The organism is Coprococcus sp. AF51-11b1, assembly GCF_027682785.1.
In the GTDB taxonomy this organism is placed as follows: Bacteria; Bacillota; Clostridia; order Lachnospirales; family Lachnospiraceae; genus Allocoprococcus; species Allocoprococcus comes.
Genome location: NZ_JAQCZB010000007.1, coordinates 133,726 through 147,771, shown reverse-complemented (window position 1 = coordinate 147,771; position 14,046 = coordinate 133,726). Strand labels below are relative to the sequence as shown.

The following is a 14,046-nucleotide window of genomic DNA, read 5'->3' as shown; positions in this document are numbered from 1 at the left end:
AGTTCTTTAAAGTTGTTTAAAATTATAAAGTTGCGCTTTTTCCACTTACATAATTCAGCAATCGCATTAAATCTGTAATCGTTACGTTTCCATCTCCATTGATATCCGCTGCATGACTTTCGAATATCCTTTGGCTTAAATATCATATGCATCACAAGTTAATTATAACAGAAAGAAAGACCTTGAGTTCATTATAAACTCTTGGTCTTTCTTTTTTTGGGGAACTATTCTTTTTTCACAGCCCCTTTCTCTCCACATTTAGTGATGTCCTGCAATCAATGCCTCAATTTCTTCCGGTCGTGGCATCACCCGCAATGCTCCCTTACGTGTTGTGATAATTGATGCGGCAGCATTTGCATAAGTCAGCATTTCCTTTAAATTTTTCTCAGTCAGATTTTCTAGTCCATGTTTACATATGTAATGCAAAACACATGCACAAAATGTATCTCCGGCACCAGTTGTTTCTATTGTATTTTCGTTTATAAAAGGTGCTTTTTCAACCATCCTGTCCTGATAATAAGCTCTACTGCCTTCTTTTCCCATAGATACCAGGATAAGCGGGATATCATATTTCTCCCTAATCCATTTTACAGCCTCTGTATAGTCATTTTTTCCTGTCAGCCACTGAATTTCATTATCTGAAATTTTCAGGATATGACACTGTCCCAAACCATACAATACCTGCTCTCTTGCCTCATCCATTGAATTCCACAATGGCTCACGTATATTAGGATCAAATGAAATGATCGCACCAGCCTGTTTTGCAATTGCAACTGCTTTTTTTGTCGCTCTGCGTACTTTCTCATGTGTCATAGACAGGGTTCCAAAATGAAAAATCCGTGTCTCAAGAATTAATTCCTCTGGAATTTCCTCTTCTGTCAGCATCATATCCGCTCCCGGATTTCGATAAAAAGAGAAATCTCTGTCACCATCCGGATAAGTATGAACCAATGCCAATGTCGTATGTACTTTATCATCTTTTCTCAGACCGGTCACATTGATTCCAATTTCTTTAATTGCATCTTCCAATTGCTTTCCAAAAAAATCATTTCCTACTTTTCCAATAAAAGCCGTTTTGTGTCCCAACTTCGTTAACATTGCCAGAACATTGCATGGTGCCCCTCCCGGATTTGCCTCAAACAATGGGTTTCCCTGGCTACTAATACCATTTTCTGTAAAGTCAATCAGCAATTCCCCTAAAGCTACTACGTCCATTTCTTATTCTCCTGCTTTTTACATTATAATATCATGCTTTTCAACACTCATTGTCATTTTCTTATCGCTGAAAAAATAAATATCTTTCGCATTCAGAGGCGTACAGATTGCAGTGGTCGCCGTCTGCTGTCCATCATTGATAAAAAGTTCGATCGAATGATAATCCAGGATAAAACGCATCTTTTTAAGCCCTGCCGGATCCTCAATTCTGAATTTTCGTACACATACCACATCTTTTGTAACACCGCAGTATGTACGGTCGATTTCCAGAAGTCTGGTTTCCTTATTATAGGTATAACTCGTTTCATACTCACTATCTGCTGCCAGTTTGATAGAAAAGATTGTATTTTCTCCATCTTCCAGTGTCACCGTAAGATCAATTGTGCGTCCCTCTACTCCTGCAAGCACTGTCTCGCCTTCGATTTCTGTGTGTTCATAGCAACATGGATTCTGATAATAATTTTCCAGTTCTTTCACCGGATTCTGCCAGATACGGTTTTCTTTTATCTCCAATTCTCTCGGAAATGTCATCATTCCCTGCCAGTCCTGCGAATTCGGTATCACACAGGCATCCCATGATTTCATCCATGCGATCATGATCCGTCTGCCATCCGGAAGTTCTGTTGTCTGTGGAGCATAGAAATCCATACCATAATCAAGTGTATGCGGCTGTTCTTTGCTGAATCTGTATCTGTTTGCATCGTAGTCTCCCAAAAAATACACCGAATTATGTCCATTGTGAAACTCATATTTCCGCGCCTTCATATCCTGTGGCGAACAGATCAGCACATGTTTGTCTTTTAAAGCAAAGAAATCCGGGCATTCCCACATCGTTCCTATATCACCATTTTCATTTGATGCCAGAATTGTCTCAAATTTCCAGTCTGTCAGATTTTTGCTCGAACAAAGCACAACTTGCCCAACCTGATTATCATTCTTATTTCCAACGATCAGATAATAGGTATCGTTTTCTTTCCAGATCTTCGGGTCACGGAAATCAATCCGGCTGCATCCTTCTGGAAGCATCTCACCTGTCACAACCGGATTCTTTTCATACTTTACATAATCTTTTCCATCACCAAATGCAATACACTGATTCTGCCGTTCCTGCTCACTTCCATCTGCCTGCTTTACTCTGGTAACTCCGGTATATACAAGTACATGCTTTCCATCTGCTTCGATCGCACTTCCGGAAAAACATCCTGCCTTATCATATTCCTGATCCGGTGCAATCGCTGCCGGAAGCTGCTCCCAGCGGACCATATCATCAGTCACACTATGTCCCCAATGCATTGGTCCCCACTCTCTCTGATATGGATTGTACTGATAGAACAAATGTATTTTCCCATCATATACGGAAAAACCATTCGGATCATTGATCCATCCGGTCGGTGCCGTAACATGGAACAGTGGTTTGGTCGTTTTCTTTACATACACTTGTTTTTCTGTCTCATAATTTCTTGCTTTTTCTAACATCTCACTCATGTATTTTCTCCTGCTACTTATTCTCTTCTGAAAGCGATTTCTGGTACTGGTCGAAATATTTCTGTTTAATAGCCAGATAATCGGAAAGTCCGTACTTTTCCATTTTATCAAGGTAAGAATCCCACTCTTTTTCGATTCCACCATTTAAGATCCAGTCGGCTTTCTTCTGCTCTGCATATTTTTTGATGTCGGTATCATACTGTGACACTTTATTGGTATCTTCGATACTCATGAATACATTTGGATATACATATTTGCTGTTCATATCTTTCAGATAGGTTTCATGCATATTGTCCAGACGCCATTTTGCATCCTCCGGCTGTGTCACATATACACCATAATACTCATTGAGTACCGCAAGCGGTCCATTAACCGACTGTGCTTCACGGACTTCTACCGGTGACTGCTCTCCAAGATCAAGATGTTTCAACATCTTTTCTCCGTTTTCATTCGTAGACATCTCAAAAATATTGAAAGAATCTTTCTCTCCATAGCTTCCCCAGTTGTTCTGCGGTGACTGCAGCGGTGCATACATCTGATCGATCCAGGCAGCTGCAAGTGCTGTGTCTTTGCAGCTGGTCGTCAATACACATCGTCCCCGGTCAAATCCACTGGTCTCACTGTTATTCTGTCTCGTAATGTTTGTCACTCCGGTCGGCCCTGTCAGTGCCGGAAGCATTACATAATCCGTATTATTATCAATATTGGCAATGTCCCAGGTAAAACAGAGACCATATCTGTGATTTTTTCCTTTTGCCACGTAGGTAGACCATTCCTGTGTAAATGCTTCCGGATCCACCAGATCCTCTGTTACCAGTTTATGCAGCCACTCAATGCCTTCTTTATAGCCCTCCTGAACGGTTGTATAGATAACCTCTCCATCATCCGTTACAGAAAAATGATCTCCTGTGTCTCCATATCCTTCCCCAAATCCATTGATCAGGATTGCCGGATCCTGATCTCCATTATTGATAATAAATGACATCGGAATCACATCACCATCAATCTGGAATTCTTTCTTCAGATCATCTGCATGGTCACGGAATGCGATCAGTACCTGTTCCAGTTCATCTGTTGTAGTTGGTACTTCCAATCCCAGATAATCAAGCCATTTCTTATTGATATATGGAATATCTCCAATCGCCTGAATTGCTTCCTTTCCAGCTCCAAGCTGCTCGATCCACGGGAATGAATAAATGTGACCATCCGGTGCGGTACACATCGTACGGTACTCCGGATATTTTTCAAATACAGCCTGCAGATTCGGCATATATTTATCGATCAGATTTTCAAGCGGGATAATGATTCCCTGCTTTGCATAACGAAGCAGATCATAATCACTCATTCCTGCATTAAACAGCCCATCCGGAAGATTTCCGAACTGAGCCAGCGCAAGGTTCTTCTTATCCGAGAACTGATCCGCCACAAAACAAGTCCAATCGATATGTACGTTTGTCTCTTTTTCAAGTCTCTTAAAAATGATACGCTCATTCGGATTCTGCGTTGATGTTGCAGGAGCATTTGTAATGAATGATAATTCAGCTTTTTCTTTCAGTGGAAACTGAACCTCTGATACCGGAGTATCCGGATTGGTTTCCGCCTTCATCTGCTCTTCTTTTCCACATCCTGCCATCCCAATTATAATCGAAAATGTCAAACCTAATGCCAACACTCTTTTTCTATTTTTTTTCCACATATCTGCATATTTCCTTTCTGACTATCCCTTCACAGAACCAACCATAATTCCTTTATCGAAGTATTTCTGGAAGAATGGATACATTACCAGCAATGGTAAACTTGACACAACGATAGTTGCATATTTCAGCTGTTCTGCTACTTTTGCCATCTCTGCTGTACTCTGGATATCTGCGATCATTCCCGGCTGAGGTGTATTCTGAACGAGGATCGATCTGAGGACCAGCTGCAGTGGCTGCAGGTTTGCATCATTTAAATATATCATCGCATCAAAGTAGCTGTTCCACATTCCAACAAATGACCACAGTGCCAGTACTGCAATAATCGGTTTGCATACCGGAAGCATGACCTTGAAAAAATGTTGGATTTCCGTTGCTCCGTCAATTGCGGATGCTTCACGCAGTTCTTTCGGAATAGACTGGTAATAGGTTCTTGCAAGAATCATATTCCAGACATTAAATGCACCAGGGATTAAAATTGCCCAAATCGTATTTACCATGTGCAGCTGATTGATCAAAATAAAAGTCGGAATCATTCCGCCACCAAAAAACATTGTGATCAGAAAGATTATATTAAAGAATTTTCTTCCTACAAATTCCTTTTTTGACATCGGATACGCTGCAAGTAAAGTTACAAACACGGAGATCACGGTAAATGCAATTGAATACAAAAAAGAATTCAAAAAGCCCCGCCAGATCATATCATTTTCCAGCACACGCCGGTATGCATCTAACGTCCAGTCTTTTATATGAAAACTTAATCCCTGGTTATTTAATACGGTCGGATCCATAAAGGATGCCAGAACTACATAGATCAGCGGAATTAAAATTGAAAGAACAAATACCCCAAGGAACACATATGCAATTCCCAAAATGATCCGATCTGTTCGTGAATATTTGATTTTCTTTGTTCCATTCATTTCACGTTCCTCCTATAATCCTTCACCATCATTCAGCTTCTTTACTACCCAGTTTACAAAAATAAGTAAAATCACATTGATTACAGAGTTGAACAGTCCAACTGCTGTCGAATATCCATAATCTCCGTTTAATAGTCCGATCCGGTATACATAAGTCGATAATATTTCAGATGCCGGTAAGTTCATATCTGTCTGCAGCGCATATGCTTTTTCAAAACCAATACTCATAATATTTCCTGCCTGTAAGATAAACTGGATCACAATAATGTCTTTGATCGCCGGAAGTTCTACATACCAGATCTGCTGCAGCAGATTTGCTCCATCCATACGTGCTGCTTCTTCCAGTTCTTTGCTCGCATTCGATAGTGCTGCAGTATACATGATCGAAGCCCACCCGGCTCCCTGCCAGATTCCACTTGCAATATAGATTGTTCGAAATGCAGCAGGCATCGTCATCCAGTTCGTGCTGATTCCCAAAAGTTTATTCATAGGTCCAACCGGTGACAAAAACATACGGACCATTCCGCAAAGTACAATAACAGACACAAAGTTTGGAGCATAGATCAAAAGCTGGATCTTCTTTTTGATCCCCTGTTTGCGGATCTGGTTAAGTAAAAGAGCTAAGATGATCGGAACCGGAAATCCCCAAAGTAATCCATAAATGCTCAGTTTCAATGTATTAAGCAGGTAATTCATAAAATCCGGTGAAGATAAAAACCGCTTAAAATACTCAAGTCCTACCCATGTACTTCCAAATACGCCCTTGATAACGTTATAATCTTCAAACGCAATCAGCAGTCCCCCCATTGGAAGATACTTGAATATAATGGTTAATATAAGTGCCGGCATCAGGAAAAACACATATAACTGCCAATTTTTCTTTACATAAGCCAGCTTACTTGCCATCGTTCGTTTTCCCATTGCCCTGGTTTGTTTCTGCATCCTTTTCATGCAACTATTCCTCCATTCCCTTTGTCCTTCTCGCTGTATAACCGGTAAAGTAACCGGTTACTTTATGACTGAATAGTACCATATAATAATCTCTCTGTCAATGCTTTTGTTTGCAAAAGTTACCGGTTACATAACTGGTTATTTTATAGTTGCCTTTTCGACTTTTAGTTGCTATACTATGAATAAGAATTTTTAAAGGAGTCTATTGATCTTATGGCCAAGAAACAAGTTACATTTGCTGACATTGCCGAATATACCAATTTTTCAAAAACAACAATTTCCAGATATTTTAATCACCCTGATTCTCTGACACTTGAGAATCAGGAAAAAATATCACAGGCACTTGATGCTTTGGGATATAAAAAGAATAAACTGGCAAAAGTTTTAGCAAATGGAAAAAGTGAATTTGTCGGTATTATTGTACCAAATCTCTATCTGCACTATTATTCTGAGATGCTTACGCAGTTACTTTCCAGTTATTCAGACTATCATTATAAGTTTCTTGTTTTTGTCAGCGATCGTGGTCCGGAAGAAGAAGAACAGTATATTGATGAACTTATGGCATATCAGATTGAAGGACTTATTGTATTGAGTCATACACTTTCTTCTGAGAAGCTGGCATCTTATCAGATACCAGTCATTGCCATCGAAAGAGAAGCTAAGTATATCTGTAGTGTAACAACCGACAACTATATGGGTGCACTACAGGCAACAAATCTCCTGATCCGCGATAAATGTGATATCCTGGTTCATATCAATGTCAATGTTCCCGATTTTGTACCGGCATATAAACGAATTTTAGCATTTCAAGAAACCTGTCAGGAACATAACGTTCCTTATGAACTGAATCTGAATGTAGCCGGAGATTCTTATCAGGATATTTTTGCACAAATGCATCGTATTTTTACGGACATCGACGAAAAATATGCTGATAAAAAGAAAGGTATCTTTCTTGCAAATGATACCTATGCCAATATGTTTCTTAATCTTATTTTTCAAAAATATGGCTATTTCCCTGACACATACGAATTGGTAGGGTTTGACAATTCTCCGATTGCAAGTGAAGCTATCCTTCCAATCACAACCGTTGGACAGCAAATCGATCTGATCGCCAAAACCTCCATGGAACTGCTTGTACAGCAAATGGAAGAACGTAAAAAGCGAAAACCTGTACCACTTGCCGAACCCATTCATAAACAAATTACCCCTATACTTATTCGTAGAAAAACAACAAGTTAATACGGCATTACTCCCATTTCTTAACGATTCGAAAAAAGTGCATGCAGCCGTCAGGCCACATGCACTTTTGCATTTTCCTATCTTCTATTCCGCCAGCACTTCTTCCGCAATATTTCTGGCATGGTCGGAAATTCTTTCCAGGCATACCAGAGAATCAAGGAATACCACTCCGGCTTCTGTGTTACACTGCTGGTTGGTAAGACGCTTGATATGCTTTGCACGGAGGGAAATCTCCAGCCCGTCTGCCTCTGTTTCTTTCTCGATGGTCTTTAACGCACTTTCGCGGTCATTGGACTCAAAGGCTTCCAACGCATACAGATAACTTGCAATGCAGACATCCAGCATCTTGTTCAGATGTTCCACTCCAACCTCAGAGAAATCCACCTGCTTTTCCAGCAGTGATTCCGAGAACTCAGAAATGTTTTCGCAGTAATCACTGATACGTTCCATATCCGACACGATCTGGAGCATATGCGCCACCTCTTCATGCTCACGTTCATTGATCTGCAGAGTCGACAGCTTGATCGCATAGGATGTGATACCGGCACTTAACCGGTCTACCTTGCTTTCTTCTTCCTTCAGGAACGCAATCTGTTCTTCTTTTCGTTCGAACATAACTTTTCTTGCAACCTCCAGAGAATCCGCAACCACATGTCCCATTCGGACAAGCTCGGAAACGGTTGACTGAATCGCGATACCAGGGGTCTCCAGCATACGGTCATCCAGAAGGACTACACTTTCATCCTGTACCTCTTCTTCCACATGTCCAATCTTCTTGGCAAGCTTGATGATCCAGTCAGAAACCGGGAACAGCAGAACGGTTGTCACAATATTGAATACCGTATGCACCATACTGATCTGTGTCTGGGTGATATTTCCATGCGCCCATGCCGGATTCACAATACTCAGATATGCAATCGCAATAATACTGAAAATGATCGTTCCGATGATATTAAAGATCAGATGCATCAGCGCTGCGGTTTTCGCATTTTTCTTTGCACCCACACTGGACAGGATTGCAGTTACGCAGGTACCGATATTCTGTCCCATGATAATATAGATTGCTGCGCCAAATGGTACAAGACCTGCTGCTGCAAGGCTCTGCAGGATTCCGACCGATGCAGATGAGCTCTGGATGATCGCCGTAACTGCTGCACCCGCCACAATTCCAAGCAACGGATTGTGTCCCAGTGATACGAAAATATTGCAGAATGCTGCATTATCTTTCAGTGGTTCCACCGCTGAGGACATGGATGAAATCCCGACAAATAAAAGTCCGAAACCAACCACAATACTTGCGATATCTTTTGTCGAACGCCTCTTTCCGGTCAGCATAATGATCACACCGATCATAATCGCAACCGGTGCCAGATTGGACGGACTTAAAAATTTGGCCCATTCCACACTGGATACCAGCCATCCGGTAACTGTTGTACCGATGTTCGCACCCATGATAACTCCCATCGCCTGCTGAAGGTTCATGATACCGGCATTTACAAAACCGACTACCATGACAGTCGTCGCAGATGAGCTCTGGATCACTGCGGTAATGAACGCTCCAAGCAATACACCGAAGAACTTATTCTTTGTAAGTGCTTCAAGCAATGACTTCATCCGGTTGCCGGCAGCATTCTCCAGACCCTGTGCCATGATCTGCATTCCATAAATGAACATACCAAGGCCTCCGACAAACGGAATAATGATACTTGTGTACTTCATAGTCGTGTTATCTCCTCTTATGTACTTTTTCTTTTTCACTCTGATTCTTATTTTACAGGCCATTTACACAGCCACGATTTCATCTTAACATCATTTTTCTCTCTGTACAATAAATTTTCTTTCGTAGTTCTGACGAAAATTATTCCCATTACCCCTTCATCTTTGGTTCAAATATCCATGATGCAATGTACCCAAAAATCAATGCGCCGCTGATTCCTGCCGCACTTGCCTTGAATCCTCCAAGAAAAATTCCGATAAATCCTTCCTTGTCGACTGCCTCTTTTACCCCGTTCCATAAAGTATTTCCAAAACCGAGCAGTGGCACGCTCACGCCTGCCCCCGCATACTCCTGCAATGGTTTAAATATCTGTACAAAACCAAGAATGCAGCCAAGTACCACCAGGCTTACCATGACTCTTCCCGGCATCATTTTCGTCCGGTCAAGCAGGATCTGCGCCAGTGCACAGATGAGTCCTCCTACCCAGAATGCATTGATATAGTCCATTTTCTTTCCTCCTTTAACAATGTTCCAGCACAATTCCATGTGCAATTCCCGGAACGCTTTCTCCTTCATTGAAGCTGACCGTCGACATCAGCGCCCCCGTTGGTACAAAAAGGATCCTTTTCCACTCCCCCGATATCAGCTGTGGCATAATATATGCTGCAAGAGTGATCGCCGCGCAGCCGCAGCCGCTTCCACCGGAATTGGTATGCTGTGTCTGCTGATCGAAGATCGTCATTCCGCAGTCCATATGATTTTCTTTGATATCCAGCCCTTTCTTACGAAGCAGGTCAAATAAAATCGATTGTCCCACATAGCCCAGGTCTCCGGTAATGATCCGGTCGTAATCCTTTTCACCTCTTCCAAAATCCATAAGATTCTGCAGAATCGTATCACACGCTGCCGGTGCCATACACGCTCCCATGTTCTGTGAATCCTTCAGCCCATAATCCACAATTTTCCCAATCGTCACTCCACTGATCCGCACCCGGCTTTTCTTTTTTCCTACCAGAAAGGCTCCGCTTCCTGTCACTGTCCAGGTAGAAGAAAGTGGTCTCTGATTCGCATAGCCAAGTGGAAAACGGAATTCTTTTTCTGCACTTCCAAAATGACTCGATGTTGCAGCAAGCACCAGATCTCCATAGCCTGCCGCCACAGTCATTGCAGCAAGGGCAAGTGCCTCTCCGGATGTGGAACATGCGCCGAAAAGACCAAACACCGGGATCTGAAGTTCTTCCGCCCCCATCGATGTAGCAATTCCCTGTCTTAAAAGATCGCCGCCAAAGAGATAGCGTACCTCCTCCGGCTGTACTCCCGCATTTTTCAATGCCAGCTTACACGCAAGCTTCTGCATTGTTCCTTCTGCAAGCTCCCAGGTTTTCTCTCCGAAAAGGTCATCCTCCGATGCAATATCAAAATATTTTCCAAGTGGTCCTTCTCCTTCTTTTTTTCCGGCAACCGATCCGGCGCTTACCAGATACGGACTTTCCGAAAATGCAATACTCTGTGTCCCTTTCATCGCATTCATGTCCATCCCTCCTTGCTCACACAATTCCGATCAGCGTCCCAATCCAGTAGAGCAGTCCCAGAACCCAGCTGGTGAAAACTCCGTACAGGATCACAGGTCCTGCAATCGTAAATATCTTGCAGCCAATTCCGAAAACCTGCCCCTCTTTTTTGTATTCAATTGCCGGCGCCGCAACGGAATTGGCAAATCCGGTGATCGGCACCAGTGCTCCCGCTCCTCCCCAGTTCGCGATCTTCGGATAGATTCCAAATCCGGTCAGCACCACACTTGCCAGGATCAGGATCAGTGAACACCAGCTTGCAGAAATATCCTTTGACATTCCCGCCTTTTCGCACGCATTTAAGATCGTCTGTCCAATCGTACAGATGATCCCGCCGGTCACGAATGCTTTTGCCATCGCAGGTCCAGGCTTCCTGACCGGTGTTTTCTCTTTTACATATGTTTCATACTCTTTTTCTTTCTCTTGTTGCTTCATTTTCTCCTCCAGTTACCATCTTTTATAGAAAAACAGAAGTGCTCCAAGGCTTTTCCCAAGCGCCATCCCAAAAATCAGCCATGGCACACATTTCAGGATTTTGATCCTCCGGATAAAGATCGGAAAAATATTCAGGATTTCCGCAAGTGCCATTGACCAGCAACCAACAAAAATTCCGGAAAAAAGTCCAAACACCGGGACAATCCATTTGCCGCCAGGCATCGCGAGCCCGTATACCCAGAAAATATTTCCAAGGATCCCACCTGCCATAATGCAGTTTTCATACAGCATGACATGCTTCCCGGTATGTGTCCGGTCTGCAAAATCTGACACTACGCCAAGTCCGATAATAAATGAAAACAGTCCTGCCGCGACTGCAAATCCGGATGCAAGACCAACCACCGCCACCAGAATCTGCCTAATCCACATCGACTTCTTTTTCCTTTCTCGCATAAGCTTCGATCAAAGTTTCCTGAATATCATTTTCATACAAACGCATTTCCACTTCCATCGGCGTCGGATCTGCTGTAAATTTCTTTCTTCCTAAATGATTGAAGAAAATCAGGATCCCTACGATCAGCCCGATGCAGTAAGTCAGCTCTATCAGGGTAAATCCATTCGATTCTTCTCCGGTAAGAAGCAGATAAATCCGGGAAAACATCTTTGTCACCGACACATCATTGTTAAATGCCATGATGGAAAATGCTGCTCCGATAAATGTGATTCCCGCAACTACAACCACTTTAATTCCCTGCCAGATAGCATTTCGTTTTTTCTCCCCTTCATAGGTAATGATCAGGTCACTTTCTCCTTCGTTCTGAATCTGTAGTCCGGGAATTTCCCGATGGATACATTCTATGATTTTCAGAACAGACACCACATATCTATGCTGTTCTTTTTTCGGGATTTTCAGGATCCGCAGTGGTTTAATCCTGTTCATGATGGAAGAATTGCTGCATTCCATTGTCAGGATATCTCCCAATGTCACATTTGGTTCTTTCACCTCGGTATTCTTTTCCCCTTTGATATAAAGTATTTCATTTCCCGAAGACATCTGTATCCGTCCTTTCTTTTACCGGTAGCGCCTGCCAGATCAGCGTTCCTTCACTTACCTGGTCTGTCCCCCGGACGTCATTGTAATAGTAGATCATTCCGATCAGAACAGCTGTCAACAGGGCACAAAGAACACAGCCCCAGATATATTTTTTTCTTCTTTCCAATCGCATCCGCCTCCTTTGTGATCTGTTTCAGATAGGAAATAGTATCCCTGTTTTTCCAGAAAACATACATCCTTTTATTCTTTTGCGTGTTCACGCATGGTTTTCAGGATCTTTTTCTCCATCCGGGATACCTGCACCTGGGAAATTCCAAGCTCTTCGCCGATTTCTGTCTGCGTCTTATCTGCAAAATAGCGCAGATACAGAAGCTTTCTCTCGTCTTTTTTTAATTCTTTTATCAGCTCTGTAAGCAGAAGATGATCCAGGATCTTTTCTTCTGCACCGCCTGTATCTGCAATCTTTTCCAGCAGCATTACTTCATTTCCATCTTTCATACCGACCGGTCTGTGAAGCGATTCCACTTCTCCTGCTGCCTCCATCGCCATCACCAGCTCCTCTTTTTCCACACCCGTTTCTTCCGCAATTTCTTCCAGCAGAGGTTCTCTTCCAAGCTTTTCCGTGAGCGCCTCCTTTGCCTGATATGCTTTATATGCAATCTCTTTTAAGGAACGGCTAACCTTCAACATCCCATCATCACGCAGGAAACGCTTTATTTCTCCCGTGATCATCGGAACTGCATAGGTTGAAAATTTCACATCATAGCCCAGATCAAACTTATCGATCGCTTTTAAAAGCCCGATGCTTCCGATCTGAAATAAATCCTCTGCCTCTGTGCCCCGTCCGTAAAATCTTTTCACCACACACCAGATCAGACCGGTGTTTTCCTCCACAAGCTGTGCCCTCGCATTTTCATCCCCTTCGTGAGCCCGTCTGATCAATGCGATTGTGTGGTCCATACAGCTTCCTTCTTTTCCCCTCCTGTCGTTTTCTTCATCCAAACCGTAGTCCCTTTTCCAGGCACAGATTCCACCTGTACTTCATCCATAAATGCCTCCATAAATGCAAATCCCATCCCGGACCGATCCATATCCGGTCTGGTCGTATAGAGTGGCTCCATCGCCTGCTCCACGTTTTCGATACCGATGCCCTGATCCTTCACTGTGACTAGAATGGTCTTCTTATCTTTTTCAATCCCACACCAGACCGTGATCTTTCCGGACGTCCGTCCCTCATATCCATGAATAATGCTGTTCGTCACTGCTTCGGAGACCGCTGTCTTCACGTCTGCCACTTCCTCCAGAACCGGATCCATCTGCGTCATAAACGCAGCCACTGCCACCCTTGCAAATCCCTCATTTTCCGATCTGCTGTCAAAAACTACTTCCATCTCGTTAAAATATTCCATTACATCATTCCCTCCTCATAAATCTGTATGATCTTCGTCACGCCGGACATATTCAGAATCTGCCGCATCCGTTCACTTGTATGTATCGCCCATACTTCCCCGCCAAGAAGAAAGATATGCCGGTACCGTCCCATGATCACTCCAATCCCGGAACTGTCCATAAAATTCGTTCTTCCAAAATCAAAGATCACATATTTGATATGTTGTTCCTCGATCACCTTATCCGCCTCCCGTTTGATCTCCTCCGCATTGTGATGATCCACCTCCGCCGGAAGAAAAATCGTAAGACAATTTTCTTTGATCTGATACTGCATTTTTGGTTAAACCCCTTTCTGTCTTTTTTATTTATACAAATA

Annotated in this window: 17 protein-coding genes; 1 reads left to right on the top strand and 16 read right to left on the bottom strand. The window is 42.8% G+C overall.

Annotated elements, in window-relative coordinates:
- Positions 1–22 precede the first annotated feature (22 nt).
- The 6 genes from PGY05_RS16780 to PGY05_RS08705 form a co-directional block, all read right to left on the bottom strand.
- On the bottom strand, positions 23–127 hold the full coding sequence (locus PGY05_RS16780; protein WP_082424237.1) for a dockerin type I domain-containing protein: 105 nt from the start codon (positions 125–127) through the stop codon (positions 23–25).
- 131 nt (positions 128–258) lie between these two features.
- On the bottom strand, positions 259–1,215 hold the full coding sequence (locus PGY05_RS08725) for a carbohydrate kinase family protein (protein ID WP_215633763.1): 957 nt from the start codon (positions 1,213–1,215) through the stop codon (positions 259–261).
- A gap of 18 nt (positions 1,216–1,233) precedes the next feature.
- Positions 1,234–2,700, bottom strand: coding sequence for a glycoside hydrolase family 32 protein (locus tag PGY05_RS08720; protein ID WP_270475686.1), 1,467 nt, complete (start codon positions 2,698–2,700; stop codon positions 1,234–1,236).
- Between the two features lie 13 nt (positions 2,701–2,713).
- On the bottom strand, positions 2,714–4,333 hold the full coding sequence (locus PGY05_RS08715; protein WP_147574850.1) for an ABC transporter substrate-binding protein: 1,620 nt from the start codon (positions 4,331–4,333) through the stop codon (positions 2,714–2,716).
- 84 nt (positions 4,334–4,417) lie between these two features.
- The gene (locus PGY05_RS08710) at positions 4,418–5,314 is read right to left on the bottom strand and encodes a carbohydrate ABC transporter permease (protein WP_055248992.1); all 897 of its coding nucleotides are present in this window, start codon (positions 5,312–5,314) and stop codon (positions 4,418–4,420) included.
- 12 nt (positions 5,315–5,326) lie between these two features.
- Positions 5,327–6,265 carry an ABC transporter permease gene (locus PGY05_RS08705; RefSeq protein WP_008372969.1) on the bottom strand — a complete coding sequence of 313 codons (939 nt, stop codon included), beginning with the start codon at positions 6,263–6,265 and terminating at the stop codon, positions 5,327–5,329.
- A gap of 213 nt (positions 6,266–6,478) precedes the next feature.
- Between PGY05_RS08705 and PGY05_RS08700 the strand changes: the two genes are divergently transcribed.
- Positions 6,479–7,504, top strand: a complete 1,026-nt coding sequence (locus tag PGY05_RS08700) for a LacI family DNA-binding transcriptional regulator (RefSeq protein ID WP_055297489.1) — start codon at positions 6,479–6,481, stop codon at positions 7,502–7,504.
- An 84-nt stretch (positions 7,505–7,588) separates the two neighbouring features.
- Here the strand turns inward: PGY05_RS08700 and PGY05_RS08695 are convergent, their stop codons facing one another.
- The 10 genes from PGY05_RS08695 to PGY05_RS08650 form a co-directional block, all read right to left on the bottom strand.
- Positions 7,589–9,223 (bottom strand): Na/Pi cotransporter family protein, encoded by a 1,635-nt coding sequence (locus tag PGY05_RS08695; RefSeq protein ID WP_270475685.1) that lies wholly within the window; start codon positions 9,221–9,223, stop codon positions 7,589–7,591.
- Positions 9,224–9,371: 148 nt separating this feature from the next.
- Positions 9,372–9,728, bottom strand: a complete 357-nt coding sequence (locus tag PGY05_RS08690) for a SpoVA/SpoVAEb family sporulation membrane protein (RefSeq protein ID WP_022220978.1) — start codon at positions 9,726–9,728, stop codon at positions 9,372–9,374.
- A 13-nt stretch (positions 9,729–9,741) separates the two neighbouring features.
- A complete protein-coding gene (gene spoVAD, locus PGY05_RS08685) occupies positions 9,742–10,752 on the bottom strand; it encodes a stage V sporulation protein AD (RefSeq protein ID WP_022220979.1) in 1,011 nt (336 codons plus the stop codon).
- A 16-nt stretch (positions 10,753–10,768) separates the two neighbouring features.
- Positions 10,769–11,227: a SpoVA/SpoVAEb family sporulation membrane protein gene (locus PGY05_RS08680; protein WP_008372960.1), complete on the bottom strand. Its 459-nt coding sequence runs from the start codon at positions 11,225–11,227 to the stop codon at positions 10,769–10,771.
- Positions 11,228–11,239: 12 nt separating this feature from the next.
- A complete protein-coding gene (locus PGY05_RS08675; protein ID WP_022220980.1) occupies positions 11,240–11,656 on the bottom strand; it encodes a stage V sporulation protein AB in 417 nt (138 codons plus the stop codon).
- The gene (locus PGY05_RS08670) at positions 11,646–12,281 is read right to left on the bottom strand and encodes a stage V sporulation protein AA (RefSeq protein ID WP_022220981.1); all 636 of its coding nucleotides are present in this window, start codon (positions 12,279–12,281) and stop codon (positions 11,646–11,648) included. The genes PGY05_RS08675 and PGY05_RS08670 overlap by 11 nt, the downstream gene beginning before the upstream one ends.
- Positions 12,265–12,447, bottom strand: coding sequence for a hypothetical protein (locus PGY05_RS08665; protein WP_044999057.1), 183 nt, complete (start codon positions 12,445–12,447; stop codon positions 12,265–12,267). Before PGY05_RS08665 ends, PGY05_RS08670 begins: the two co-directional genes overlap by 17 nt.
- 74 nt (positions 12,448–12,521) lie before the next feature.
- Complete coding sequence (gene sigF, locus PGY05_RS08660; protein WP_008372953.1) at positions 12,522–13,241, bottom strand: RNA polymerase sporulation sigma factor SigF; 720 nt, start codon at positions 13,239–13,241, stop codon at positions 12,522–12,524.
- On the bottom strand, positions 13,220–13,690 hold the full coding sequence (spoIIAB, locus tag PGY05_RS08655) for an anti-sigma F factor (protein ID WP_008372952.1): 471 nt from the start codon (positions 13,688–13,690) through the stop codon (positions 13,220–13,222). The genes sigF and spoIIAB overlap by 22 nt, the downstream gene beginning before the upstream one ends.
- Complete coding sequence (locus PGY05_RS08650; RefSeq protein ID WP_008372950.1) at positions 13,690–14,004, bottom strand: STAS domain-containing protein; 315 nt, start codon at positions 14,002–14,004, stop codon at positions 13,690–13,692. Before PGY05_RS08650 ends, spoIIAB begins: the two co-directional genes overlap by 1 nt.
- Between the last annotated feature and the right edge of the window lie 42 nt (positions 14,005–14,046).